At 62.8% G+C, this 26,181-nt stretch carries 24 protein-coding genes; 14 read left to right on the top strand and 10 right to left on the bottom strand.

Annotation, left to right across the window (positions count from 1 at the left end; translation table 11 throughout):
- Window positions 1-170 precede the first annotated feature (170 nt).
- The 9 genes from AC0QTX_RS09090 to AC0QTX_RS09050 all read left to right on the top strand — a co-directional run bounded on the left by AC0QTX_RS09090 (window position 171) and on the right by AC0QTX_RS09050 (window position 9,670).
- Window positions 171-374 carry a hypothetical protein gene (locus AC0QTX_RS09090; protein ID WP_474603510.1) on the top strand — a complete coding sequence of 68 codons (204 nt, stop codon included), beginning with the start codon at window positions 171-173 and terminating at the stop codon, window positions 372-374.
- Window positions 375-617: 243 nt separating this feature from the next.
- Entirely contained in the window at window positions 618-2,609 is a 1,992-nt protein-coding gene (locus AC0QTX_RS09085; RefSeq protein WP_474603509.1) for an AMP-dependent synthetase/ligase, read from the top strand.
- Entirely contained in the window at window positions 2,606-3,406 is an 801-nt protein-coding gene (locus tag AC0QTX_RS09080; protein WP_474603508.1) for an ABC transporter ATP-binding protein, read from the top strand. The genes AC0QTX_RS09085 and AC0QTX_RS09080 overlap by 4 nt, the downstream gene beginning before the upstream one ends.
- Window positions 3,407-3,415: 9 nt before the next feature.
- Window positions 3,416-4,372 (top strand): branched-chain amino acid ABC transporter permease, encoded by a 957-nt coding sequence (locus tag AC0QTX_RS09075; protein WP_474603507.1) that lies wholly within the window; start codon window positions 3,416-3,418, stop codon window positions 4,370-4,372.
- 12 nt (window positions 4,373-4,384) lie between these two features.
- Window positions 4,385-5,470 carry a branched-chain amino acid ABC transporter permease gene (locus tag AC0QTX_RS09070; RefSeq protein ID WP_474603506.1) on the top strand — a complete coding sequence of 362 codons (1,086 nt, stop codon included), beginning with the start codon at window positions 4,385-4,387 and terminating at the stop codon, window positions 5,468-5,470.
- Window positions 5,471-5,547: 77 nt separating this feature from the next.
- Window positions 5,548-6,870 (top strand): ABC transporter substrate-binding protein, encoded by a 1,323-nt coding sequence (locus tag AC0QTX_RS09065; protein WP_474603505.1) that lies wholly within the window; start codon window positions 5,548-5,550, stop codon window positions 6,868-6,870.
- Window positions 6,871-7,013: 143 nt separating this feature from the next.
- On the top strand, window positions 7,014-7,850 hold the full coding sequence (locus AC0QTX_RS09060) for an ABC transporter ATP-binding protein (RefSeq protein ID WP_474603504.1): 837 nt from the start codon (window positions 7,014-7,016) through the stop codon (window positions 7,848-7,850).
- Between the two features lie 103 nt (window positions 7,851-7,953).
- Window positions 7,954-8,343 carry a DUF805 domain-containing protein gene (locus tag AC0QTX_RS09055; RefSeq protein WP_474603503.1) on the top strand — a complete coding sequence of 130 codons (390 nt, stop codon included), beginning with the start codon at window positions 7,954-7,956 and terminating at the stop codon, window positions 8,341-8,343.
- 94 nt (window positions 8,344-8,437) lie between these two features.
- Window positions 8,438-9,670: a phenylacetate--CoA ligase family protein gene (locus AC0QTX_RS09050; RefSeq protein WP_474603502.1), complete on the top strand. Its 1,233-nt coding sequence runs from the start codon at window positions 8,438-8,440 to the stop codon at window positions 9,668-9,670.
- A gap of 480 nt (window positions 9,671-10,150) precedes the next feature.
- Here AC0QTX_RS09050 and AC0QTX_RS09045 read toward each other — a convergent pair whose 3' ends face one another.
- The 3 genes from AC0QTX_RS09045 to AC0QTX_RS09035 form a co-directional block, all read right to left on the bottom strand.
- Window positions 10,151-10,888, bottom strand: a complete 738-nt coding sequence (locus AC0QTX_RS09045) for an outer membrane protein (RefSeq protein WP_474603501.1) — start codon at window positions 10,886-10,888, stop codon at window positions 10,151-10,153.
- 364 nt (window positions 10,889-11,252) lie between these two features.
- Window positions 11,253-11,702: an RNA polymerase subunit sigma-70 gene (locus tag AC0QTX_RS09040; protein WP_474603500.1), complete on the bottom strand. Its 450-nt coding sequence runs from the start codon at window positions 11,700-11,702 to the stop codon at window positions 11,253-11,255.
- A 124-nt stretch (window positions 11,703-11,826) separates the two neighbouring features.
- Entirely contained in the window at window positions 11,827-12,621 is a 795-nt protein-coding gene (locus AC0QTX_RS09035; RefSeq protein WP_474603499.1) for a pentapeptide repeat-containing protein, read from the bottom strand.
- Window positions 12,622-12,776: 155 nt separating this feature from the next.
- Between AC0QTX_RS09035 and AC0QTX_RS09030 the strand changes: the two genes are divergently transcribed.
- The 4 genes from AC0QTX_RS09030 (at window position 12,777) to AC0QTX_RS09015 (ending at window position 16,806) form a co-directional block, all read left to right on the top strand.
- Entirely contained in the window at window positions 12,777-13,004 is a 228-nt protein-coding gene (locus AC0QTX_RS09030) for a hypothetical protein (RefSeq protein WP_474603498.1), read from the top strand.
- 145 nt (window positions 13,005-13,149) lie between these two features.
- Complete coding sequence (locus AC0QTX_RS09025; RefSeq protein ID WP_474603497.1) at window positions 13,150-13,812, top strand: Crp/Fnr family transcriptional regulator; 663 nt, start codon at window positions 13,150-13,152, stop codon at window positions 13,810-13,812.
- A gap of 147 nt (window positions 13,813-13,959) precedes the next feature.
- A complete protein-coding gene (locus tag AC0QTX_RS09020) occupies window positions 13,960-15,000 on the top strand; it encodes a Fe(3+) ABC transporter substrate-binding protein (protein ID WP_474603496.1) in 1,041 nt (346 codons plus the stop codon).
- Between the two features lie 81 nt (window positions 15,001-15,081).
- Window positions 15,082-16,806: an ABC transporter permease gene (locus tag AC0QTX_RS09015; RefSeq protein ID WP_474603564.1), complete on the top strand. Its 1,725-nt coding sequence runs from the start codon at window positions 15,082-15,084 to the stop codon at window positions 16,804-16,806.
- 48 nt (window positions 16,807-16,854) lie between these two features.
- Here AC0QTX_RS09015 and AC0QTX_RS09010 read toward each other — a convergent pair whose 3' ends face one another.
- Together AC0QTX_RS09010 and AC0QTX_RS09005 are read right to left on the bottom strand one after the other, a co-directional pair.
- Entirely contained in the window at window positions 16,855-17,535 is a 681-nt protein-coding gene (locus AC0QTX_RS09010; RefSeq protein ID WP_474603495.1) for a 3-oxoacid CoA-transferase subunit B, read from the bottom strand.
- Window positions 17,535-18,272, bottom strand: coding sequence for a CoA transferase subunit A (locus AC0QTX_RS09005; RefSeq protein WP_474603494.1), 738 nt, complete (start codon window positions 18,270-18,272; stop codon window positions 17,535-17,537). The genes AC0QTX_RS09010 and AC0QTX_RS09005 overlap by 1 nt, the downstream gene beginning before the upstream one ends.
- Before the next feature lie 198 nt (window positions 18,273-18,470).
- Here AC0QTX_RS09005 and AC0QTX_RS09000 point away from each other — a divergent pair, with 198 nt between their 5' ends.
- Window positions 18,471-20,282 (top strand): AsmA family protein, encoded by a 1,812-nt coding sequence (locus tag AC0QTX_RS09000; RefSeq protein WP_474603493.1) that lies wholly within the window; start codon window positions 18,471-18,473, stop codon window positions 20,280-20,282.
- Here the strand turns inward: AC0QTX_RS09000 and AC0QTX_RS08995 are convergent.
- The 5 genes from AC0QTX_RS08995 to AC0QTX_RS08975 form a co-directional block, all read right to left on the bottom strand.
- On the bottom strand, window positions 20,276-21,079 hold the full coding sequence (locus AC0QTX_RS08995) for an ABC transporter permease (RefSeq protein ID WP_474603492.1): 804 nt from the start codon (window positions 21,077-21,079) through the stop codon (window positions 20,276-20,278). The genes AC0QTX_RS09000 and AC0QTX_RS08995 overlap by 7 nt on opposite strands.
- A complete protein-coding gene (locus AC0QTX_RS08990) occupies window positions 21,076-21,981 on the bottom strand; it encodes an ABC transporter permease subunit (RefSeq protein ID WP_474603491.1) in 906 nt (301 codons plus the stop codon). Before AC0QTX_RS08990 ends, AC0QTX_RS08995 begins: the two co-directional genes overlap by 4 nt.
- A 2-nt stretch (window positions 21,982-21,983) precedes the next feature.
- Window positions 21,984-23,153 (bottom strand): ABC transporter ATP-binding protein, encoded by a 1,170-nt coding sequence (locus AC0QTX_RS08985; protein WP_474603490.1) that lies wholly within the window; start codon window positions 23,151-23,153, stop codon window positions 21,984-21,986.
- Window positions 23,154-23,364: 211 nt separating this feature from the next.
- Window positions 23,365-24,957, bottom strand: coding sequence for a DHA2 family efflux MFS transporter permease subunit (locus AC0QTX_RS08980; protein ID WP_474603489.1), 1,593 nt, complete (start codon window positions 24,955-24,957; stop codon window positions 23,365-23,367).
- Window positions 24,958-24,962: 5 nt separating this feature from the next.
- Window positions 24,963-26,150, bottom strand: a complete 1,188-nt coding sequence (locus AC0QTX_RS08975; protein WP_474603488.1) for an HlyD family secretion protein — start codon at window positions 26,148-26,150, stop codon at window positions 24,963-24,965.
- Between the last annotated feature and the right edge of the window lie 31 nt (window positions 26,151-26,181).

Raw genomic sequence — 26,181 nt, 5'->3', positions numbered from 1 at the left:
CAAAGGAGAGAATCGTCATCCTTTTGCCTCAGCCTTCGTTCTTGATCCGACCAAAGCGTGGAAGGAAGCAAGCGGACGTTCGAGCTTGACAGTTTCAGCCGGGAGATCGCAAGGCGCCCTCCCCGACCTTCAAGCTCCCTCCTCTTGCTTCGAGGATCGTGGAGGCGCCCATGAAAGAGGCATTCCAAATCGGGCAGCTCGTGCGGATCAGCAGACCTGCCTCAGGCTATGCGGATCACCGCACCTATTGCATCGTCTGCCTTGTGTCCAAGACAGACGGATATGCGGTGTACCGGGTCAAGAACACGGTCGGGGTCGAGCGCCTCGTCAAGGCCAATGAGATCGAGCCGGCAGCACTCACGGCCGTTCCGTAGCGAGACCACCTAGGTTCTGATTGAACATCGAACCCGCCGGGGATCGGCTTCCGACGGCGTATTAGCCCATGGTAGCGGGTGATGGCCCTTGCCCTCCCTGGATGGGCGCGACAGAATGCTTCCCTAACGAAGTCCCAAGGCGGACAGCCGGCATGAGACCGGCAGGTGCATGCGCCGGTACGGCCGTGCATCAAGAGGGAACGTAGCCATACCGCGCCAAAACACGCGCGGGTGCCAGGGAGGTTGACGTCTTTGACGACGGCAGCAGAAGCGCGAGCGGATACATTTCCAAAGCTGCTCGTGCGCAATGCGCGCACGCGCCCGAACCGCACGGCGTTTCGGCACAAGGACCTTGGAATCTGGCAATCCTGGACATGGGGCGAGGTGCACGAGATCGTGCGGGCCTATGCCAGCGGGTTGCAGTCGCTCGGACTGAGGCGGGGCGGCAAGATCGCCATCATCGGCTACAACAGGCCCTACCTCTACTGGAGCATCGCCGCAGCCCAGTGGATCGGCGCGATTCCGATCCCAGTCTATGCGGATTCCGTCGCGGACGAGATGGCCTATGTGCTGGCCCATGCGGAGGTGACCCATGCGGCCGTGCAGGACCAGGAGCAGGTCGACAAGCTTCTCTCCGTGTCGGAGCAGCTGCCCCAGCTTCAGCATGTGCTCTATGACGAACAGAAGGGCCTGAGAGACTACGATCACGGCCATCTGCACTCGATCCAATCCGTCGTTGAGGAAGGCCGCGCCAGACTCGCGGATGCTCAGGAGGCGCAAGCCATCGATCGCACCCTCCAGGACGGCAAGGGCTCGGACCTCGCGATCATCCTCTACACCTCCGGCACCACGGGCCGTCCCAAGGGCGTGATGCTCACCTCGGATGCGGTGATCGCAGCGGCCGAGATCGGCTGCGATTTCGACAAGCTCGACGAGAGCGACGAGATCATGGCCTACCTGCCCATTGCCTGGGTGGGCGACCACATCTTCTCCTACGCGCAGGCGTTTCTGGCCGGGCTCTGCGTCAATTGCCCAGAAAGCCCGGAGACCGTGGCGGACGACCGCCGCGAAATCGGCGCCACCTACGTCTTCGCTCCTCCGCGCATCTTCGAGAGCATGCTGACGCTGACCATGGTGCGCATCGAGGATGCGGGTACGCTCAAGCGGCGGATGTTCCACTACTTCATCAACCATGCCAACAAAGTCGGCGAAAAGATCCTGAACAGAGAACCGGGCGTCGGCGCCTGGGACAGGCTTCTCTGGAGGCTCGGCAACGTGCTCGTCTATGCGCCGCTTCGCAACCGCTTCGGCATGACGCGGGTGAAGGTGGGCTACACCGCAGGCGAAGCGATCGGTCCCGAGATCTTCCGCTTCTACCGCTCCATCGGCGTGAACCTGAAGCAGCTCTACGGGCAGACGGAAGCTTCCGTCTACATCACCATGCAGCCCGACGGCGAGATCCGCGCCGACACGGTGGGCCGCCCTGCCCCGCAGGTCGAGATCCGCATCGCGGACAATGGCGAGGTCCTCTATCGCTCTCCAGGGGTCTTCGTGGGCTACTACAAGGACGATGAGAAGACCGCCGAGACGAAGACTCCCGACGGCTTCGTGCATTCGGGCGATGCCGGCTTCTTCGATGCGAGCGGCCATCTCAAGATAATCGACCGCGCCAAGGACGTGGGCAAGATGCGGGACGGCGCCCTCTTCCCGCCGAAATACATCGAGAACAAGCTGAAGTTCTATCCCAACATCAAGGAAGCGGTCTGCTTCGGCGACGGCAGGGATCACGTGGCGGCCTTCATCAACATCGACCTCGTGGCGGTGAGCAACTGGGCCGAGCGGAACGGCGTTACCTACGCCTCCTATCAGGAGCTCGCCGGTCATCGCTTGGTCTACGAGATGATCGAGAAGCATGTGGACGAGGTGAACCGCTTGCTGGCCTCCGAGCCGCTCATGGGCGGCGCGCAGATCAAGCGGTTCCTGATCCTGCACAAGGAGCTCGATGCCGACGACGGCGAGCTCACGCGGACCCAGAAGGTGCGCCGCGGCTTCATCGCCGACCGCTACGCTCCCCTCATTCAGGCGCTCTATGACGGCTCCGAAGAGGCGGACATTTCGACGGAAGTCACCTTCGAGGACGGCCGCAAGGGTGTGATCTCCGCACGGGTTAAGATCAAGGACATGAAGCTCTATCCAGCCGCACACGCCACGCCCCTTCCGGAGGCCGCAGAATGAGGGCGCCCGACCATCCCGTCTTTGCCAAGGGCGACGTGCTGCTCGCGGTGGAGAACGTGTCGCTCGGCTTCGGCGGCGTGAAGGCGCTCACCGACGTGTCGTTCGACATCCGCAAAGGCGAGATCCGCGCCATCATAGGGCCTAACGGCGCCGGCAAGACCTCGATGCTCAACTGCATCAACGGCTTCTACTACCCGACGGAGGGGCGCATCACCTTCAAAGGCGTCAGGCGCCCCAAGATGCGCCCCTATGAGGCTGCGCGGGGCGGCATCGCCCGCACATTCCAGAACGTGGCGCTCTTCAAGAGCATGTCGACGCTGGACAACATCATGGCCGGCCGCTCGATCAAAATGCGGTCGAACTTCTTCTGGCAGCTCTTCCGCCATGGCCCTGCCATGAAGGAAGAGGTCGAGCATCGCCGCTTCGTGGAGGAGATCATCGACTTCCTCGAGATCCAGCACATCCGCAAGACTCCCGTCGGACGCCTTCCGTATGGCCTGCAGAAGCGGGTCGAACTCGGGCGCGCGCTCGCGATGGAGCCTGAGCTGCTGCTGCTCGACGAGCCCATGGCCGGCATGAACCTCGAGGAGAAGGAGGACATGTCGCGCTTCATTCTCGAGGTGAACCAGCAATACGGCACCACTATCGCACTCATCGAGCACGACATGGGCGTGGTGATGGATCTCTCAGACCGGGTCGTTGTGCTGGAATACGGGCGCAAGATCGCCGATGGGACGCCAACAGTGGTCAAGAGCGACCAGCGCGTCATCGATGCCTATCTCGGCGTGGCGCATTGAGGACGGGCGATGGACATTCTCTATAAGGTTTTCATCGAGCCCTTCGTGTTCATGGGCGAAGCGCCTGACCTCCTGATCCAGACCCTCTGGGAGGGGCTCGTCTCCGGCGTGCTCTATGCGCTGATCGCGCTCGGATTCGTGCTCATCTTCAAGGCTTCAGGCGTATTCAATTTCGCGCAAGGCATCATGGTCGTATTCGCGGCCCTGACCTTGGTGGGGCTCTACGAGAAGGGCGTGCCGGCCTTTCTTGCCCTGATCCTCGCGGCATTGACGATGTTCGTCCTGGCCGTGGTGGTGGAGCGGGTCGTGCTGCGGCCGCTCGTCAACCAGCCCGACATCATCCTGTTCATGGCGACCTTCGGGCTCACCTACTTCCTCATCGGCTTCGGCGAGCTCATCTTCGGCGGAAACCCGAAGGAAATGATCACCGATGCGTTGCTCCTGCCCCAGGGTACGACGGAACTGGACATGCTGGGCGGAATGGTGCGCTTCCAGCACCTCGACATCGCCGCGGCCGTCATCGCCTCTATCATGATCGGGCTGCTGGCGGTGTTCTTCTCCAAGACCCGCATCGGCCGAGCGCTCCGCGCGGTGGCGGACAGCCACAAGGCGGCGCTCTCGGTCGGCATCTCCCTCAACCAGATCTGGGTCATCGTCTGGTTTGCCGCCGGCTTGGTCGCGCTGGTGGCGGGGATCATGTGGGGCGCACGCTCGGGCGTGTCTTTCTCGCTCCAGATCATCGCCCTCAAGGCCCTTCCCGTGCTCATCCTCGGCGGCTTCACCTCCATTCCCGGCGCCATCATCGGCGGCCTGATCATTGGAGTGGGCGAGAAGATCGGCGAGTTCTACTGGGGTCCGCTGGTGGGCGGAGGCATCGAGACGTGGCTGGCCTACGTGATCGCCCTGCTCTTCCTGCTCTACAGGCCGCAAGGACTGTTCGGCGAAAAGATCATCGAACGGATTTAAGAGGATCATTCCGTGCTCTACCGTGAGGCCGGCCAGTTCAAGACCAACTACGTCGCTGACAGCGCGATCTTTCCCCTGCGCCAGGACCGGATCGGGCTCGGACTCATCATCCTTGCTGCCTATGCCCTCGCCTTCCTCGGAAGCGACTTCCTGCTCCAGGCTGTGCTGATCCCATTCCTGGTGTTCTCGCTTGCTTCCATCGGACTCAACATCCTCACGGGCTACACGGGCCTGCTGTCCCTGGGCACCGGGGCCTTCATGGGCGTGGGCGCCTATGCCTGCTACAAGCTGATGACGGCCTTTCCGGGGGTGAACGTCATCGTCTGGATCTTCGTCTCCGGCTTCTTTTCCGCCGCCGTCGGCGCTCTGTTCGGCCTGCCGTCCCTGCGCATCAAGGGCTTCTATCTCGCAGTCGCGACCCTTGCTGCGCAATTCTTCCTGCAGTGGTGCTTCATCCGCATCCCGTGGCTGGTGAACTACAACGTCTCGGGCGCTCTCGATGCGCCGCTGCGCACCCTGTTCGGCACCCCGATCATGGGCCCGAACGCCACGCCGCAGACCCGCTATCTCCTGGTGCTGACCATCGTCATCCTGCTCACCTGGCTCGCCTCGAACCTCGTCCACGGCCGCATCGGGCGCATGTGGATTGCGATCCGCGACATGGATCTGGCAGCCGAGCTCATGGGCATCAGGCCGCTGCAGACGAAGCTCCTGGCCTTTGCCGTCTCGTCATATTATTGCGGCGTCGCCGGCGCGCTCCTCGTCTTCCTCTGGTATGGCGGCGCGGAATACGACGTGTTCAACATCAACCAGTCCTTCTTCATCCTGTTCATGGTGATCATCGGCGGACTGGGCAGCCTCATCGGCTCGTTCTTCGGCGCGGCGCTCATCTTCATCCTGCCGATCGTCCTCGGCATCGTCCTGCCCGCAATGCTTTCGCCCTTCGGCATCTCGGTCGGCGCCGACGTCATCGAACACCTGCGCTTCATGATCGTGGGCGCGCTCATCATCTTTTTCCTGATCGTCGAACCGCACGGCCTCGCGCGGCTCTGGCAGATCGGCAAGCAGAAGCTCCTGGTCTGGCCGTTCCCCTACTGAAGGCGGACCGCAAGGAGACGAGAAAAGACGGAACAAGAATTCGGCCACCGGCCGATACAACGGGAGGAAACGCAACAATGTCGTTTCGCAAAATTGGTCTTGGATTAGTCGCCGCGACGATGCTCGCCGGCATGGCCCTTCCTGCCTTCGCGCAGGACTCGGTCTATGTTCCCCTCTTCACCTACCGCACCGGCCCCTTCGCCGGATCCGGCACCCCTATCGCCGACGGCATGCACGACTACCTGCGCATGCTGAACGAGCGCGATGGCGGCATCGGCGGCGTGAAGCTCGTTCTCGAGGAATGCGAGACCGGCTACGACACCAAGAAGGGTGTCGAATGCTACGAGTCGGTGAAGGGCAAGAACCCCGTCATCGTGAACCCGTGGTCGACGGGCATCACCCTGCCGCTGATCCCGCGCGCCTCCGTAGACAAGATCCCGATCCTGTCCATGGCCTACGGCCTCTCGGCCTCGGCGCGCGGCGACATCTTCCCCTGGGTCTTCAACCCGCCGGCCACCTACTGGGACGGCCTGTCGATGATCGTCAAGTACATCGGCGAGAAGGAAGGCGGCCTTGAGAAGCTCAAGGGCAAGAAGATCGGCTTCCTGCATCTCGACGCCGCCTTCGGCAAGGAACCGGTGCCGCTGCTTCAGGAACTGGCGAAAGATATCGGATTCGAAGTCGCCCTTTACCCGGTAGCCGCGCAGGACATGCAGAACCAGTCCTCGCAATGGCTCAGCGCTCGGCGCGACCGGCCCGACTACATGATCATGTGGGGCTGGGGCTCCATGAACGGCGCGGCCGTGAAGGAAGCGGTCCGCTCGGGCTACCCGATCGACAGGTTCTACTCGGTCTGGTGGCCGGGTGAGGATGACGCCCGTTCGGGCGGCGCCGGCGCCAAGGGCTTCAAGATGCTCAACTGGCATGCCGTGGGCACCAACTTCCCCGCCCTCCAGGACATCCAGAAGCACGTGGTCGACAAGGGCCTCTCGAAAGCCCAGAAGGACAAGGTCGGCGAGCTTCTCTACAATCGCGGCGTCTACAACTCGCTGCTGATCGCCGAGGGCATCGCCCAGGCCCAGAAGGTCACCGGCAAGAAGGTCGTGACCGGTGAGGACGTGCGCCGCGGCATGGAGAACATCAAGCTCGATCCAGCCCGTCTGAAGGAGCTCGGCCTCGAGGGCTTCACTGACCAGCTCGTTCTGTCCTGCGCCGACCATAACGGCCACCGTGCCGCCTTCATGCAGGAATGGGACGGCACCAAGTGGGTGAAGATCTCCAATCCCATCGAGCCGATGACCGACCGCGTCCGCGGCCAGCTCGAAGCCGCCGCGAAGGACTATGCCGAGAAGAACGCCGGCTGGCCCAAGCGCTCGGAAGCCTGCGACAAGGCGAGCTAAGTTCGAACGCAACCCCAGCCCTCCTCCCCCTTGTGGGGAGGAGTTGGAGGTGGGGGTGTGAGCGATAGCCTATATAGGTCTGGCGCAGGCACCCCCACCCTTAATCCCTCCCCACAAGGGGAGGGAAACGCAGAGAGCCCCTGATGACGAGCTCTGTTCAGACGCAACCGCAGACGGCCGAAACCGTCCTTACGGTCAACAACATCGAGGTCGTTTACGACCACGTGATCCTCGTGCTCAAGGGCGTATCGCTCAATGTGCCCAAGGGCGGCATCGTCGCGCTGCTCGGGGCCAACGGCGCAGGCAAGACAACCACGTTGAAGGCCATCTCCAACCTGTTGCACGCCGAGCGTGGCGAGGTGACGAAGGGCTCGATCGAGTTCAACGGCAAGCGGGTCGACAAGCTCTCCCCGAACGAGCTCGTACGCCGCGGCTGCATCCAGGTGCTGGAGGGCCGGCACTGCTTCGGCCATCTCACCATCGAGGAGAACCTGCTCACCGGCGCCTTCACGCGGCGCGACGGCAATGCCGCCATTCGCCGGGACATCGAGGGGATCTACGAATATTTCCCGCGTCTCAAGCAGCGCCGTACGTCGCTGGCGGGCTACACCTCGGGCGGCGAGCAGCAGATGTGCGCCATCGGCCGCGCCATGATGTCCAAGCCCTCGATGATCCTGCTGGATGAGCCTTCCATGGGTCTCGCGCCGCAGATCGTGGAAGAGATCTTCGAGATCGTGCGCAAGCTCAACGCGACGGAGGGCGTTTCCTTCCTGCTTGCCGAGCAGAACACCAACATGGCGCTCAAATACGCCACCTACGGCTACATCCTCGAAACCGGCCGCGTGGTGATGGACGGACCGGCGCAGATGCTGCGCGAGAACGAGGACGTGAAGGAATTCTACCTCGGTGTATCGGAGGGGGACCGCAAGTCGTTCCGCGACGTGAAAAGTTACAAGCGGCGCAAGCGCTGGCTGGCTTGATCGAGCGATGTGCCGAACCGCACTTGACGTTACGTCATAGCTTTACTTACGGTCCAAGCCGTGAGCGCTAAGATCTCACGTCAACTCACCTTGGGGGCACTCAATGGACTTTTCTCAAGCAATCAGGACCTGTCTCAACAAATATGCCACCTTCTCGGGACGCGCTCAGCGTTCGGAGTACTGGTACTTCTTCCTGTTCATGGTGATCGTGAACATCCTCGCCAGCATTCTGGACTCGGCGATCTTCGGCGACATCCCCGTTCTCTACCTGATCGCCACACTGGCTCTTCTGGTCCCCAGCATTGCTGCCGGCGTGCGCCGCCTGCACGACACGGACAAGTCGGGCTGGTGGCTGCTTCTCGGCCTGATTCCTCTGGTCGGCGCCATCGTGCTCATCGTGTTCTTCTGCCAGCGCGGTACTGTCGGACCGAACCAGTTCGGACCGGATCCGCTGCAGGCGTCGATCGCGAATGCGCACATGGCCCGCGCATGAAGCTTTGTCGGCGGGCGTTATGACCATGGGGAGATCGTCTAACAGCTCGGGCGATCTCCACGAAACGGCATTCAGTTGAACGAGGGACAGGCTCTTGGCAGATTATCATGATGCTTTCGAAACCCGTGATCCCCATGAGCGCGAGGCATCCCTCTTCGCGCGACTGCCCGAGATCCTGACCCATGCGATCCGTTCGCCGGCCTATGCCGAGCGGCTGAAAGGGATCGATTCTGCCGCCATCACTGGCCGTGAGGCTCTGGCGACCCTACCGGTGCTTCGCAAGGCCGAACTGCCGGGCCTGCAGAAAACCACCCTGCCCTTCGGCGGACTCATCGCCGATGCGCCAGGATCGTTCGGACGCCTCTTCACATCGCCAGGTCCCATCTTCGAACCGGAGGCAGCTGTTACCGATCCGTGGCGGTCGGCACGCGGGTTGTTCGCGGCCGGGTTCCGGCGCGGCGACGTGGTGCTCAACACCTTCAGCTATCATCTCACGCCCGGCGGCTTCATCATGGATTCCGGCGCACGGGCCTTGGGCTGCGCCGTCATTCCGGCAGGACCCGGCAACACCGAGCAGCAGTTCGAGTTGATCGAAGCCTACCGCCCGGTGGCCTATTGCGGCACGCCGGACTTCCTCAAGATCCTGCTCGACGGCGCTGCGGCAGCGGGGCGGGACGTCTCCTCCATCAGGCGCGCGCTCGTGTCGGGTGCGGCCTTTCCGAAGTCGCTTCAGGAAGATTTCTCGTCCAGGGGCATCGAGGCCTATCAGGCCTACGCCACGGCGGATCTCGGCTTCATCGCCTATGAGACCTCGGCTCGGGAAGGACTCGTAGTCAACGAGGACATCATCGTCGAAATCGTCCGCCCCGGAACCGGCGATCCGGTGCCTGAGGGCGAGGTGGGCGAGATCGTCGTCACCACCCTCGATCCGCATCACCCTTTCATTCGCCTAGCTCTGGGCGACCTGACTGCCGTCACGCCGGGGGCAAGCTCCTGCGGGCGCACCAACACGCGCATCAAGGGCTGGATGGGCCGGGCCGACCAGGCCACCAAGGTCAAGGGCATGTTCGTCCGGCCCGAGCAGGTAGCGGAGATCGGCCGGCGCCATCCGGAACTGGGGCGCATGCGTCTTATCGTGACCAGGGAGGGCGAAACGGACGTGATGACCCTGGCAGTAGAGACAGACGCACCGAGCGGTGACCTCGCCGCTGCGGTCGGCGCGACATTGCAGAGCGTGGCAAAGATGAAGGGGGTCGTGACTTTCGCCTCGCCCGGAGGCCTCCCAAACGATGGGAAGGTGATCGCCGACGAGCGCCGATATGATTGAGTTGCCCTGTTTTCATCTGGGCAATATCGCTTTGCGTGGATGCAATGACGGCCAAGCTTACATGCCTTGAACGCCTGACTCGCACTTCATAAGCTCAAGCTCGTCGGTGATTCGAGAACTCGGAAAAGATGAAGGATCACAAAAAGAAAGAGCACCCCGAAGGGTGCTCTAAGGTGTCCGGCCGTAGGGGCAAAAGTGACCGGAGATGCTTATTAACTCTGGTGCCTTAAGTTGGTTCCAAACTTTTTTGAAAAATTTTATGGCCTAGACAGCGCCTCAATGAGGTCACGTTTACCGGGTCTAGAGCTGAGCTTCCCGTGGGGGCAACTACGGGCCGGGGCCGCGACCATAGATCCTTCAAGGACGGGTCGCGGCCAATTTCCCCAAAGCAGCATCTTTCACTGCCTTTTCGTCCGCTTCCGAGGACGAGAGTAGGTCCGGGGTGTCCCGGACCTTGTTGGCATGGGGCCTGAGGCGCCCTCAGTAGGTGCCGAACTTGAAGTTCAGCTTGGCGCGAGCGATGAAGAAGTCGTTCTCATCGTTCCCTCCGGTGGGCGCGACCACCGGAATGGCAGCTCCTCCGCCTGCAGGGGTGAACGTACCGACCACGCCATTGAAGTCGTCATCGTCTTCATCGAAGCTCAGCCACAATCCCTCGATGCCGAAGGTGACTGCCGAAGAGCCGAACCAGTTCACGGGCAGCGCCCACTCCACGCCACCGCCTGCAACCCAGCCGGTCGTATCCTCTGAGTAGGCAAGGCCGCCTGTGGCGTAAATCAGGACGCGATCAAACGCGACGCCTGCACGAGCACGGACCGTGCCGAACCAATCCGACAGATTGTTATCGAATGTGCCGGGGACGAACACCCCGCCACCACCGGCTGGGACGAACCTGACATCCTCGCCTTCATCGGTGTCCGCCCACTGAATGTCGGTCTCGAGACCGATCACGAAGGACCCGATCTGGTAGTTGTAGCCAATCTGGGCACCGCCCGTGAAACCGCCGTCTCCGTTGTCAGGGAAGATCAGTGTCCCCGGCGTAGCGCCACCGAGAACGACGGATTCTTCATCGTCGCTGCGCCAGCCCCAGCCAGCGTTCACGCCGCCATAGAACCCGGTCCAGGTGAAAATCGGAGCTGCCGCAATGATCGGAGCCGGAGGTGGTGCTTCGCGGGCCGGCAGGTCCGCAGCAGAGGCAGCGGCTGCAGCAAGCGTCAAGCTGGCAGCCCCTGTCAGGAGACTAAGTACGCACTTTCTCATGACCGTAACCCCTTGGTGTGAGGATTCACGAGCAAAACTTACGCTCGTTACCAAGGGGAAGGCTATTGCAAACCAGCAACACTCGGACAAACGTAAAGTATTCAAGTGGCAAAAAAGTAGTACCACCTTCGACATGAAGAATATTGTCCAGCAATCATGAAAATAAGTCTCTTAACAAACTGTTTAAATTCAATTGACATTACTATCCCGTGATGTCCTAATATCTATGTTTTCGGCTTGACAACTGAAGGCGAGGAGATCACTCAACCCTGCCCAATCGGGCGGGGTTTTTTCTGGGAATACTGCCTTGGCGACCCAGAGACTACAGATCACCCAGCAATAATTGAGCCTGACTGCTCGCCTTGGGGCTTGAGCTTTTCTTTTCAGGAGACGCCGCAGCCCTGACTTCGCGGCTTTCGGCTCGCTTTCGAACATTTGGACTTGCCATCCGGGCCTTGGCCTTGTCCCGTGCGATAGCCTCCGGGGCTGCCGGGTTGTCGTCCAGCCACTTGCCGCGTTTGATGACCTCGTTGACGCGACCCTGATTGACGCCGAGCTGGAAGGCGATTTCCTGCTGGGTCATCTCTGTCGTCCCGTGAAGCTCCAGGATGCGCCTGGCGAGTTCCGGCGTCATCTTGCGGCCGGTGATGCGTCGCGCAGGAGCCACGGAACGCTTCGTGCGATCCCGCTCCCGAAGCCTCTGCAGGATGGCGAGGGCCATGTGCATTCCCTGCTCGCGCAGGGCATCCTCGAATTCCTTGAGCGTGGTCAAATCGAACGCACTCCTTGAGAGATGAGGAAGGCCTGCATGGAAACAGGCACCCGGATCACAACCCGAACGTCCTTCAACAGGACAACGGCCACGCTCGGGCTTGGTTTCAGCAACTTCCGGGCGATCAGTCTTCCTCTTCCTTGCAGGGCCAGGATTTCGGCCGGGACAGACCCTCTGGAAGCTTGGTCTGCCCCGTGCCGCAGGCAATGTCGACCTGGGCCTGGGTCAGCCCGACGGCGCCGCTCAGGTCCGAACCGCCGATCTGGGCCAGAAACATGTATGTCCCGGTGAAATTCGCCCCCTGAAGATTCAGCCCGCTGAGGCCCGCTCTGGACAGATTGGAGTAGCTGAAGTCCGCTCCCGTCACCTTGGCGCTCTGAAAGAGCACGCGGGCAAGCTCGGCCTTGGAGAGGTTCGCTCCTGTGAGATCCGCGCCGCTGAAGTCGGACCGGTTCAACTCGGCCTTATTGAAATTCGCGCCCGCAGCCTTGGCCTGAGCGAAGTTGGAGCGGCTCATGTCAGAGGAAACGAATACGGTCCCGGTCAGATTGGCCTGCCCGAAATTGGCACGCCAGCCGAGAGCCTTGGTGAAATCGGCGCGAGAGAGATCCGCTCCCTCGAAGCGGGTGCGGCTCACTTCGGTCTCGCTCAGGTTGGCCCCTGCCATCTTCGAGGATGCGAAGTCGCTCAAGGTCAGCAGGGAGCGCTGGAAAACGGTTCCAGTCAGATCCTCGCCGGTGAGGACGAGGCGCGCCTTGGAGCATCCGGACCAGTCGGCACCCGGACCCGGCGCGTCCTGACATTTGGCCGTTGCGGATCCTGCACAGAGAGCAAGGAGCATCAGGCTTCCCATGATGCGGCTCACCGCCCCCAAGGCCAGCGATGACGTCCGGATCTGCACGCGGTAATAATCCTCCATGGGCCCCTCTCAAGGCTATGATCTATAAACTAGCGCATCGTGCGCAAAAGTGGACCCGGCTTTCCGCTTCCACCAAAGGACTTTCATGATTTGCGCAGGACTCGACTTCCCTTCCCTATGGTCTAGCTTCTGCGACGATTCTTGAGGAGCACCAGATGCGCATGATCGTCCCCCTTCCAGCACTGCTTCTTGCCGGTTTCACCCTCGGCGGCTGCGTTGCCTCGACTGCTACTGTCGGCGTGCTGCCCCGTGACCCTGTTCCACCCCCGCCGTCCGTTTCCGGCCAGACGCCGCGGGGAAGCGCTGCCGGCCAGACAGCCGGCACGACGAGCCAGCGACGGGCGCTGAGCGTACCGAACCGGGCCGCCTCCCCTCGCTCCTGATCCCATCGGATCCGGCAGTTCGCGGCCGGAGCGGAGAGCCTCCTCCCTCTGGAGGGCCGCGATGCTGCGCCAATGCGTAGCTGGCGCGGATTCCTATTCTGATGGTATATGCCCTAACGGTACATAAGAATGCGGGTGAGTTTCCATGACTTGGGTTGAGGCCATCGGCTGGCTCGGGGCAGCCCTTGCCATAACGGGCAGCGCGATGAAGACCATCATCCCGCTGCGCTGCATCGGGATCGGAGCGAATATCTGCTCCCTGATCTTTTCGTCGTTTACGGGCAATTACCCCAGCCTTGTGGTCAATCTGATCCTGCTGCCTCTCAACAGCGTGCGGCTCTATCAGATGCTGGGCCTGATCAAGCGCGTGAAGCAGGCTTCCAAGAGCGACCTATCCATGGAGTGGCTCAAGCCCTTCATGACCCGCCGCAAGACGACGGCCGGCGAGGTGCTGTTCGCCAAGGGGGACGTCGCCACCTGCATGTTCTACACGATTTCCGGGCGCTACCGGCTGAGGGAAATCGGTATCGAGCTGGTTCAGGGCCAGGTGGTCGGCGAGATGGGCTTCCTCTCCCCCGACAACACCCGCACGCAGACCCTGGAATGCATCGAGGCCGGCGAAGTGCTGAGCATCTCCTATGACGAGGTGCGTCAGCTCTACTTCCAGAACCCTCAGTTCGGCTTCTACTTCCTGCGCCTCGCCAGCGAGCGGCTGTTCAACAACATGGAAAAAATGGAAGAGGAAATCGTCCGTCTTCGCGCTGCCCTGCCGGAGGTCGAGACGGTCCGGAAAGCGGCCTCAGCTTAGAAGAATTACAAGGAACAAGCAGTTTAGAATTCTTATAAGTTATTGATTTTTATCTGCTTTTTGATTGACCGCAAAGTGCGATCGTGGTTCTTGCAGCATCAATGGGATACGGCACTACGCCGCCCACAATCAATTCTGAAGGAACTCATGATGGCGAACATCTCGTTTGCTCGCGGCCTGCTCTGCGGAGCGGCGGCTCTTGGTGCTCTGGCCGGCTCAAGCCTCTCCGCTTCGGCCGAGGAAGTGCTGAACATCTACACCACCCGCGAGCCCGGCCTGATCAAGCCCGTCCTGGATGAGTTCACCAAGGAGACCGGGATCAAGGTCAACACGATCTTCATCGCCAACGGCCTCGAGGAGCGCATCCGCACCGAGGGCCAGAACAGCCCGGCCGACGTGATCATCACGGTGGACATCGGTCGCTTGGCAGCGGCCAAGGATTACGGCGTGACTCAAGCTGTGAAGTCCGACGCGCTCGAGAAGGTCATTCCGACGGCCTATCGAGATCCTGAAGGCCACTGGTTCGGCATCGCCCTGCGCGGCCGCGTCGTGTACGCCTCGAAGGAGCGCGTGAAGCAGGACAAGATCACCTACGAAGAGCTTGCCGATCCCAAGTGGAAGGGCAAGGTCTGCATCCGCTCCGGCCAGCATCTCTACAACATCAGCCTGATCGCCGCGATGATTGCCCACAAGGGCGAGGCGAAGGCCGAGGAATGGCTGAAGGGCGTGAAGGCCAACCTCGCCAAGAAGCCCTCGGGCGGCGACCGCGAGCAGGCCAAGGACATCCTGGCCGGCGTCTGCGACATCGCCGTCGGCAACACCTACTACGTCTCGCTCATGCTGAACGGCAAGGACGAGGAGCAGAAGAAGTGGGGCCAGGCGATCAACGTGATCCTCCCCACCTTCGAAGGCGGCGGCACCCACGTGAACGTCTCCGGCCTGGCGCTGGCGAAGAACGCTCCGAACAAGGCGAACGCCGTGAAGTTCATGGAGTATATGGTTTCGGACGCCTCCCAGCAGATCCACGCCGAGCTCAACTCGGAATACCCGATCAAGGCGGGCATCAAGATCCACCCGACCATCGCCTCCTTCGGCGAGCTCAAGGCCGACAACGTGCAGATCGCCGAGATCGCCAAGCTCCGCAAGAAGGCCAGCGAACTGGTCGACAAGGTCGGCTTCGACCAATAAGACGAAGGGCGGCTCATTCAGCCGCCCTCTTTCTTTTCACAGAGGCGCTGCCGACCCCGGCGGCGCCGTTTCCATTTGACCGTGATCGCCAAGACCCAGAAAGCAATCGGCTTTTCGTCCAGGACGAAGGCAAGGCATATCCCGTGGTGGCTGTCAGCCGCCGTGGCGGCTGTCGGTTTGCTGGTCTTCCTGCCTGTCGCCGCCCTCATCGGCATCGCGGCCGAGGGCGATGCGGAAATCTGGCCGCATCTCATCGCCAATGTGCTGCCGGCCAGCACGATCGACACGCTCGCCCTGCTCGCCGGCGTTGCGGTCGTGGCAGGCTCCATGGGAATCACGACGGCCTGGCTCGTCACAGCTCATCGCTTCCCCGGACGCGGTATCCTGGTCTGGCTTCTGCCGCTGCCACTCGCCGTGCCCACCTACATCACGGCCTATATCTATGTGGAGATCTTCGACTCCGCCGGCCTCGTGCAGATGGCGCTGCGCGACCTCATGGGCTGGCGGTCGCGGGCCGATTACTGGTTTCCGGAGATCCGCTCGCTTCCCGGCTGCATCCTCGTCATGTCCGCGGTGCTCTATCCTTACATCTACATCGCCGCGCGGGCGATGTTCCTGACGCAGAGCGCCAGCATGCTGGAAGTGGCGCGCACCCTTGGCGCCAGCCGCATCAAGCTTTTCCGCATCATCGCCCTTCCCCTTGCCCGCCCGGCGCTGGCGGTCGGCCTTTCGCTGGCGCTGCTGGAAGCGCTCAACGACATCGGGGCGAGCGAATATCTCGGCGTGCGCACGCTCACGGTGTCCGTCTACAACACCTGGCTCAACCGCGGCAGCCTTGCGGGCGCGGCACAGATCGCGTGCGTCATGCTGGCCTTCGTCGTCGGCCTGATCCTGATCGAGCGCTACGGGCGGCGGGACAGGCGCTACGCTCTCTCCCCGAAGCGCCATCGCACGGTGCATCCCGTTCCGCTCACCGGGGGACGGGCCTGGACAGCGTCCCTGCTCTGCGCCCTGCCCGTGCTCATGGGCTTCATCCTGCCAACGGGATTCCTCCTGCGCGAGACCCTGCGCGGGGGCCTCGTCGACCAGTTCGGCACTGACTTCCTCGTCCACTTCATGACGACCATCGTCCTGTCGGTGGTCGCGACTCTGGCGGTGCTGGCTATCGCGGTCCTGCTGGTCTCGGCGGCCCGCCTGTCCAAAACCTCCTTGACCAGGGGAGCGCTCTTCGTGGCGGGTCTCGGATATGCTTTGCCGGGCACCGTGCTGGCGCTGGGGCTCATGACGCCGCTGGTCGGCTTCGACAACCTGATCGGCACGATCTGGCGCCACCTGACCGGCGAGCGCCTCGGTCTCCTGCTCATGGGTGCCGCAGGCGGCATCATCATCGCCTATGTGATCCGCTTCCTGTCGATCGCGACAGGCTCTCTCTCCGCGGGTCTCGACCGTGTGTCGCCGAGCCTCGAGGATGCGGCACGCACGCTCGGCGCCTCTCGGCGAGAGATGGTCTGGAAGATTCAGGTCCCGCTCATGCGTCCTGCGCTCGCGAGTGCCGCCCTGCTGATCTTCGTCGACTGCATCAAGGAGCTGCCTGCGACCCTGCTGCTGCGGCCCCTCAATACGGAAACCCTCTCGACGCTCGTCTACACCTATGCCTCGCGCGGGCGCTTCGAGGACGGCTCTCTGGCTGCTCTCGTCATCGTGCTGGTGGGACTCGTTCCGGTGATTCAGTTGGTGCGCAGCGCCGAGGCTCGCCCAAAGGCGGCCGTGGAAAGCACGGGTTCATCTGAAACGGCCGGCCCATGAGAAAAGCGGCCCTTTCGAGCCGCTTTTGATTGGTTGTCCGATTGAGCCTTAGGCTGCGTCCGACTGGCTGCCGTTCAGGGCGACCTTGAAGTCAGCCTGTGTCTTGGCCTTGATCTCATCGACCGTCACGCCATCGGCGAGCTCGATCAGGGTCATGCCGGAGCCACCCTTCTTGTCGATGGCGAACACGCCGAGATCGGTGATCACCAGATCCACAACGCCCGTGCCGGTCAGCGGCAGGTTGCACTCCTTCAGGAGCTTCGGATCCTCCAAACCGTCCTTGGCCTTGGCCACGTGCTCCATGACCACGACGACGCGCTTGACGCCGGCCACGAGGTCCATGGCGCCGCCCATGCCCTTCACCATCTTGCCGGGGATCATCCAGTTGGCGAGATCGCCGTTCTGGGCCACCTGCATGGCGCCGAGGATCGACAGGTCGATATGCCCGCCGCGGATCATGCCGAAGGAATCCGAGCTCGAGAAATAGCTCGTGGTGGGCAGTTCGGTGATCGTCTGCTTGCCGGCATTGATCAGATCCGGGTCCTCCTCTCCCTCGAAGGGGAACGGGCCCATGCCCAGCATGCCGTTCTCCGACTGGAGCTGCACGCGCATCCCCTTCGGAATGAAGTTGGACACCAGCGTCGGAATGCCGATGCCGAGATTCACATAGAAGCCATCGCGCAGCTCCTTGGCCGCGCGGGCGGCCATCTGTTCACGGGTCCAGGCCATCAGACTTCCTCCCCTGCTCCGGCAGGCACCGCGGCGTCGGCGCGCTTGCGGGTCGTGCGTTGCTCGATGTGTTTGGCGGGATTGGGCACATGCACCATGCGCTTCACGAAGATGCCCGGCGTATGGATGCAGTCCGGGTCGATCTCGCCCGCCGGCACAAGATGCTCGACCTCGGCGACGGTCATGCGCGAGGCGGTGGCCATCATCGGGTTGAAGTTGCGGGCGGTCTTCCGGTAGACGAGGTTGCCCTCGGTGTCGCCCTTGAAGGCATGGACCACGGAGATGTCGGCAAACAGGCCCGTCTCCATGACGTACTTCTCGCCGTTGAACTCGCGCACCTCCTTGCCCTCGGCGATGAGGGTGCCCACGCCGGTCTTGGTGTAGAAGGCCGGGATGCCTGCGCCGCCGGCGCGGATGCGCTCGGCCAGGGTGCCCTGGGGGTTGAACTCGAGCTCCAGCTCGCCGGAGAGGTACTGCTGGGCGAAGAGCTTGTTCTCTCCCACGTAGGACGAGATCATCTTGCGGATCTGGCGGGTTTCCAGAAGGCGACCGAGGCCGACCCCGTCCACGCCCGCATTGTTCGAGATGAAGGTCAGGTCCTTCGCCTCCGAATCACGAATTGCCTCGATCAGCGCCTCCGGTATCCCGCAGAGACCGAAACCTCCGGCCATGATGGTCATGCCATCCTTGACCAGGCCAGCCAGCGCCGAGCGCGCGTCGCTGTAAACCTTATCCATCAAATCCTCTCCTTGTGGGCAGGTGCCCGCCCGTTCGAAGTGTCGCGGTTCGAATGGCGGCCACCCTGCAACCTGGCCTCAATTTAGACAATCCCTTCGTATGGATATATGGAAACGACTCATGAAATCGGCTTGCCTTGAGGACATCTCCTCTTCACCGCTTGCGAGGCAGCGCCCAAGGTTTACAACATTCGTTCCATGTCCCGCCGCGTTGTCCTCCTCATTGCGCTGATATCGCTTGCCGTTCTGGGAACGGCGGCCTCCCCCTGGACATTGCCCGGAGGCGGCCTGTCGGCGGAGCTGAAGGAGCACGTCAAGGAGCGGTATGGCCTGGACCTGACGGTCAGGGGCCGGAGCACCTTTGCGGTGCTGCCCATCCCGCGGGTCAAGTTCGAAAACGTGGCACTCGAGTTCCCGGAGGGGGCTCTCACTGCCGAAGGCGGCACCCTGCGGGGCGAGCTGCGCCTCCTGCCGCTGCTCTTAGGACGGATTGAGCTTTCCGATTTCGACCTGACGGGAACCCGCATCACCGGTTCGGTTCAGAAGCTCCAAGGGGTCAAATGGGCCGAGATCCTCAGGGACCGCTCGAGCCAAACCCATGCCCGCCGCCTCGTGGTGACGAAGTCCTCAGTGCGCTGGACCGACCTGAAGGATGCCGATCTTGATGAGCTCAATGGCATCATCCGCTGGGCGGATCCGTCCGAGCCCTTGATGATGTCAGGATCCGCTCTCTGGCGGGACGAACTCGTCTCCCTGGAACAGTCCTCGATCTTCCCGAACCTGCTCGCATCCAACAAGATTAGCCCCTTCTCGCTCACCCTTTCCGCGCCCGGCGCCCGCCTCACGGCCGAAGGTGAGGCGCAGCTCGGCGACGGGCCTCGCGTCACGGGGGAAAGCACCATCAAGACCACTTCGGTGCGCGAGTTCACCCGCTGGAGCGGACTGGATCTTCCCTTCGGATCCCTGTTGCAGGCCCTGTCGATCAACGGCGATTTCTCCATGGATCGCCGCCGCCTTTCCTGGCCTGCGGTCTCCATTACCCTGGGATCGGACAAGCTGGAGGGCACCTTAGGCGTCCGCTTCGATACGGAGCGGCCCGTCATCGCCGGCACCCTCGCGGCCGATACGCTCAACCTGTCGGATCTCTTCGCCCCGTTCCACCAGACCCGCACCCCCGCAGGGCCATGGAGCGAGGAAGCGATCGACCTGACCCGCGCGACCGGGGCCGATCTCGACCTTCGCCTCTCGGCCACGACCGCCACCCTCGGACGCCTCAGCCTGGATGACATGGCGGCCAGCGTGCTCGTCCAGCCCAATCGCATCGAGGCCTCCATCGGGCGAGCGGCCTTTTATGACGGCACCCTGAAGGGGCGGCTGTCCCTGGCGGCCCAGAACGGTTTGGTCGATTTCAAGAGCCAAGGAACCTTCTCAGGGGTGAAGATCGCGTCGTTCCTCACGGCCGTCGGGGAGCCGCGCTGGATTACTGGCCGCGCTCAGGGGCAGTTCAGCTTCGACGGGCAGGGTCGAAACCCTGCGGACGTCATCCGTCAGGCGGAAGGCCGTTCCTCGATCGAGCTGACGGACGGAGAGCTGGTGGGGATCAACCTCGAAGATGCCCTTCGCCGCGTGGACAAGCGTCCTCTTCTCGCGTCGCTGAACTGGAAGGGGGGCCGTACGCCTTTCGGCAAGGCCGAGGCCCAGGTCGTCATTCAGGACGGAGTCGGAGAGATCGCCGAGGGCAAGCTCAAGGGGCCAGCGGTGCAGGCCCAGCTTCGCGGACAGGTGCTGCTGGTCGACAGGACGCTCCAGGTCACGGCGGGCATTGCGCCGGTGGATGCACCGGCGGGACAATCCCCTGCCCTCGCCTTCGATGTCACGGGCGACTGGGACAATGTAGCCGTCACCCCTCAGGTCCGCTCGCTCATCGAACGGTCCGGTGCTGCCAAGCCGCTCTTCCCCGTGCAGCGCGTTCCGGCCAACGAACAGGTCCCGCAGGCCACGGCTCAGTGAGCGTTGCGGCGCGAGCTTAAGGTCGAACGCTTGCTGAGCAGGGTTGCTGAGATCACACCTATAGTCACGATCCCGATCAGGATGGCTGAGGCCGCATTGACCTCCGGCGAGAGCCCGAGCCGCACGGCGCTGTAGATCTTGATCGGCAGAGTTGTGGCACCGGGACCCGCGTTGAAGCTCGCGATCACCAGATCGTCCATCGACAGGGTGAAGGCGAGCAGGAAGCCCGCCACGATGGAGGGCGCGATCAGCGGCAGCGTCACCGAGAAGAAGGTGCGCATGGGCGGCGCGCCGAGATCCATCGCCGCCTCCTCGAGCGACCTGTCGAAGGTCATGAGGCGCGACTGCACCACCACGGTCACGAAGCACATGGTGAGCGTGGTGTGGGCGAGCGTGATGGTCCAGAAGCCCCGGTCGAAATCAACAGCCACGAAGAACAGCAGCAGCGAAAGACCGGTGATGACCTCCGGCATGACCATGGGTGCATAGACCATGCCGGTGAACAGCGTTCGCCCGGGAAAGCGCCCATAGCGGGTGAGCGCGAGCGCCGCAAGGGTTCCCAAAACCGTCGCCAGGGTCGCGGACAGGAACGCGACACGCAGCGTCACCCAGGCCGCTTCCATGAGCGCCTCGTTGCGGAACAGCGCGCCGTACCATTGGGTGGAGAAGCCACCCCACACTGTGACAAGCCGCGAGGCGTTGAAGGAATAGATCACCAGCAGCAGGATCGGCAGATAGAGAAACGCGAAGCCGATCACGAGCGAGGTGACATTGAAGACGCTCGGACGCCGGTTCATGGCCGCGCCTCCACGCGCCGGGCTTCCACATCGCGGTAGATCACGATGGGCACCACGAGAACAATTAGAAGCAGGATGGCGACCGCGGAGGCGAGCGGCCAGTCTCGATTCGAAAAGAACTCGCTCCAGAGCTGCCGGCCGATCATCAGGGTCTCCGAACCGCCGAGCAGATCCGGGATCACGAACTCGCCGACAGCCGGGATGAAGCACAGGAGCGAGCCCGCAATGATGCCCGGCATGGCGAGCGGCACCGTGATGGTCCAGAAGGAGCGCCAAGGGGTGGAGCCGAGATCGAGCGCCGCCTCGAGCAGCGTATCGTCCATCTTCTCAAGGGTCGCGTAGAGCGGCAGCACCATGAAGGGCAGATAGGCGTAGACGATGCCGATATAGACCGCGGTCTCGGTATTGAGGATGTCGAGGGGCTCGGAGATCAGGCCGATCCTCATCAGTAGTTGGGTCAGCAGCCCTTCGGGCTTGAGAATGGCAACCCACGCATAGATGCGGATGAGGAAGCTCGTCCAGAACGGCAGGATGATCGCCGCGACCAGGAGCGACCGGTAGCGCTCGGGCGCGCGGGCCATGGCGTAGGCGATGGGAAAGCCCACGAGCAGCAGCAGCAATGTCGAGACCGCTGCGATGCGCACCGACGACAGCGTCGCCCTGAAATACAGGTCGTCCTCCGTCAGCAGCGCGAAGTTCTCGAGATCGAGGCCACTGAAGAAGCCGGCGATGTCGCTCCACTCGAAGACCGGCTTGTAGGGCGGCTGGGCGACGGCCGGGTCCGAGAGGCTGATCTTGAGGACGATCAGAAACGGCACGAGGAAGAGAACGCCGAGCCAGAGATAAGGCAATGCGGGCACGAGACCTGCGCTCAGGCGTCGTGTGAGGGTGCGTTCCATCATGGCTATTCCGCCAGGATGACCGCCGCGCCGGGCGCGAAGGTGACGTAGACCTGCTCGTCCCACTCGATGGGATTCTCGACGAAGCGGGAGGCGTTGGCGCGCGTCACGCGCAGGATTTCGCCGGTGGCGAGCTTCACGCGGTAGACGGTCCAGTCGCCGAGATAGCCGATATCCCACACCTCGCCGGTGAGCACGTTGATGGCGCCGGGTCCCGGCCGATCCCGCTGGATCACCATCTTCTCGGGGCGCACGGCGATGGCCACCGCCTGACCGGAATGCAGCACCTCATCGGGATCGTCGATGGTGAGCGACGACTGAGCCGACGACGTCTTCACCCGCCAGAGGCCGTTCTCCTGGCCCTGCACATGGCCTTCGATGATGTTCACGTCGCCGACGAACTCGGCGATGAAGCGGGTCTTGGGCTGCTCGTAGATCTCGCCCGGCGTGGCGACCTGCACGATCCGGCCGTGGTCCATGACGGCGATCCGGTCGGCCATGGTCATGGCCTCTTCCTGGTCGTGGGTGACGACCACGAAGGTCATGTGCAGGTCGTGCTGGATATCCATCAGCTCGAACTGGGTCTCCTCGCGCAGCTTCTTGTCGAGGGCGCCCAGCGGCTCGTCGAGGAGGAGGACCTTGGGCTTCTTGGCAAGCGCGCGGGCGAGCGCCACCCGCTGGCGCTGGCCGCCGGAGAGCTGGCTCGGGTAGCGGCGGGCGAGCTTCTCGAGTTGGACGAGACGCAGCATCTCGCCGACCCGATCCGCGATCTGGTCCTTGGGCATCCCGTCCTGCTTGAGTCCGAAGGCGATGTTCTTCTCGACACTCATATGCGGAAAGAGCGCATAGGACTGGAACATCATGTTCACCGGCCGGCGGTAGGGCGGCACTCCGGCAAGGTTCTGGTCGCCTAAGGTGATCGTGCCCTCAGTCGGGGTCTCGAAGCCGGCGAGCATGCGCATGAGGGTCGTCTTGCCGCAGCCGGAGGGACCCAGCAGGCAGAAGAACTCGCCTTCGAAGATGTCGAGGGAGAGATGATCGACCGCTGTGGATTCGCCAAAACGTTTCGTCACGTTCTCGAAGCGGATGAGCGGCTTGGCGTCGGGATTCGCCCAAGGGGCGAAGGAGCGGCGCACGGCGCCGACGGAGGCGGATTGACGGGATGGAGGAGGCAAGATGCTTGAACTTCACCTATCGGAGGAAAAACCAGCGCGCAAACTATGATGTTTGGGCTGCAAGAACAACAGCTTAAAAGCCCAGCGTCCCCACCCTTTGTGCCGGATGGCAGGCACAAGGAGCAGGCTGCTTCTTTCGACCACGGAGGGTGGAACCCGCCGAACAGGAAAAAGCCCGGCATGAAGCCGGGCTGAAGTCATGGAGGTCAATTCAGTGTCCGCCGCCCCCGGCAGGAGCCGCCCGGGGCTTCTCGATGAACGGCAGGGCGAGGATCAGGCCCAAGAACAGGATGGTCAGCAGAAGGAACACATCCGCGAAGGCCATGACCATCGCCTCGCGATGAACCATGTTGGACAGGGTCTTGAGGGCCGCTGTACCGGCATCCGGACCGAGGGACTGGAACTTCAGGGTCATGGCATTGAGGGTCTCGACCGCCGTCGACCGGCCCCAGTTCACGCTCTCGCGCAGGCGCTGGAGGTGCAGGTCCAGGCGGTCGTTGAGGGTCGTGTTGATCACCGCCAGGCCGACGGCGCCACCCAGATTGCGGGTGAGATTGTAGAGGCCCGAAGCGTTCTTGATCCGGTCGGGCGGCAGCGTGCCGAGCGCGATGTTGTTGATCGGCACCATGCAGATCATCAGACCGACGCCGCGGAAGATCTGCGGCACGAAGAGCTCCCAGAAATCCCAATCCTTGGTCAGGCCGCTCATCATCCATGTGCCGAACGCGAAGGCGGCAAAGCCGATGCCCATCATGACGCGCGGGTCCATCCTGCGGGACAGGATACCCGCCACCGGTGCCATCAGGAACATGGTCGCGCCCGACACGAACATGGTCTCTCCGATCTGCAGGGACGAGTATCCCCGTACGCTGCCCAGATAGACCGGGTAGAGATAGGTCAGGCCGTAGAGCCCGATGCCCATTACGAAGCTGAAGGACGAGCCTGCGAGGAAGTTGCGGTCGGCGAATGCGCGCAGGTCGACGATCGGCTGCTTCGCCGTGAACGCCCGATAGAAGAAGCCGAAGCCGCCGACCACGCACACGATGGTGAGGATCAGCACCAGTTCGTCCTGGAACCAGTCGTTCAGCGGTCCCTCTTCCAGCACATATTCAAGGCTGCCGAGAAAGGCCGCCATGAAGCCGAGGCCCGCCCAGTCGAAGCTCTTGAAGAGGCTGAAGTCAGGCTCGTCGAAATCCACCAGCAGATAGGTGGAGATCGTGACAAAGATGCCGGGCACGATGTTGACGAGGAACAGCCAGTGCCAGGAGAACAGGTCGGTGAGATAACCGCCAAGCGTCGGGCCGATGGTGGGCGCGAGCGTTGCCACGAGACCGATGATCGGCGAGATCACGGGCCGCTTTTCCGGCGGGAAGATCGTGAAGGCCGAGGCGAAGACCGTGGGGATCATGCCGCCGCCGATGAAGCCCTGCAGTGCGCGGTAGACGATCATCTGATCGATGGTGGTGGCCGTCGCGCACATGAAGCTCATGAACGTGAAACCGCCCGATGCGATCACGAACATCCACCGCGTGGAGAGCACGCGAGAGAGCGTGCCCGACAGCGGGATCATGATCACTTCGGCAATCAGGTAGCTCGTCTGCACCCAGGAGATCTCCTCCGACGATGCGGAGAGGCCCGCCTGGATTTCCGCAAGCGAGGCGGAGACGATCTGGATGTCCAGGATCGCCATGAACATGCCGAAGACCATGCAGAAGAACGCAAAGGTCCGGCGTCCGCTGACGGGCGCCGGCTTCGCGGCCAGCATTGGGCCTTGCTTGTCCGAGATGGCAGCCGATGCGGCCATGGTTTTTACTCTTTGAGGCTCGCCGTCTTCTCGGTGTCGGCCGATGTGCGCGTATCCACATCGACCACCACCGACAGGCCGGGACGCAGGATGCCCTGCTGGACGATCTCCGGGTTGACCGAGACGCGCACGGGCACGCGCTGAACGATCTTGGTGAAGTTGCCGGTGGCGTTCTCCGGCGGCAGCAGGCTGAACACGGCGCCCGAGGCCGGCGAGACGCTCTCGACCGTGCCGACCACGTCGGTGTCCGGGAACGCATCGACCTCGATATGGACCTTCTGGCCGACCCTGAGGGCCGCGAGCTGCGTCTCCTTGAAGTTGGCGTCCACATGCACGCTCGTCAGGGGCACCAGGGCGGCGAGCCGGGCGCCGGGCTGCACATAGGTGCCGACCTCCATGGCCTTGTTGCCGATCACGCCATCGACAGGCGAGCGGATCTCCGTGAAGGTCAGGTCACGCTCCGCCTTCTCGACGGAAGTCTGCTGTTCGGCGGCCACACGCTGGGCCTCGTTCTGCTGCGCAGCAAGAACGTCGACATTCGCCTTAGCGGCGGCAAACGAGGCTTCGGCGCTCTGCACATTGGCCTGTGCGCGATCGCGGGCGGCCTTGGCGTTCTCGAGCGCAGCCCGGCTGGTGTAGTCGGAGCGGGCGAGCTGCTGCTGGCGCGCATAATCGCTCTCGGCGCGCTCGGCTTCCGCCTTGGCGGCGGCGATCTGCGCCTGAGCCTGCGCTACGGAAGCGCGGCCGGCCTCGATCTGACGGCCGATGCGCGTGATGGCGCTTTCCTGTGTCGCGAGCTTGTCCTTGGCCGATTGAAGGGCGAAGCGATAGTCGCCGTCGTCAATCCTGGCGATCAGGTCGCCCGCCTTGACGCTCTGGTTGTTGGTGACGGCGACGGACTGAACATAGCCGGACACCTTCGCCGACAGGATCGTGATGTCGGCCTGCACATAGGCGTCCTCGGTAGAGATCATGAAGCGGCCGTTCGTCCACCACCCATGACCCTCGTAGCCGCCGAAGGCGAGCGCGCCTGCCAGAACGGCCAGGATCAGCGGCTTCTTGCCGAGGCCCTTCTTCTTGGCCTCAGGCGCAGCCGCCTGGGGAGCACCCTGACCCGCCTGACGTGCCGGCGCGTCTGCGGCACCTTCGGGGCTGCTCTTCGCGCCCTGCTCGAACTCTTCCCGATAAGCCATGGTTAAACCTCTGCAAGGCCTGCAGAATCTG

It is taken from the genome of Microvirga sp. jy35 (assembly GCF_056148915.1).
The sequence above is the reverse complement of the archived record's forward strand: the minus strand, read 5'-3'. Positions and strand labels throughout refer to the sequence as shown.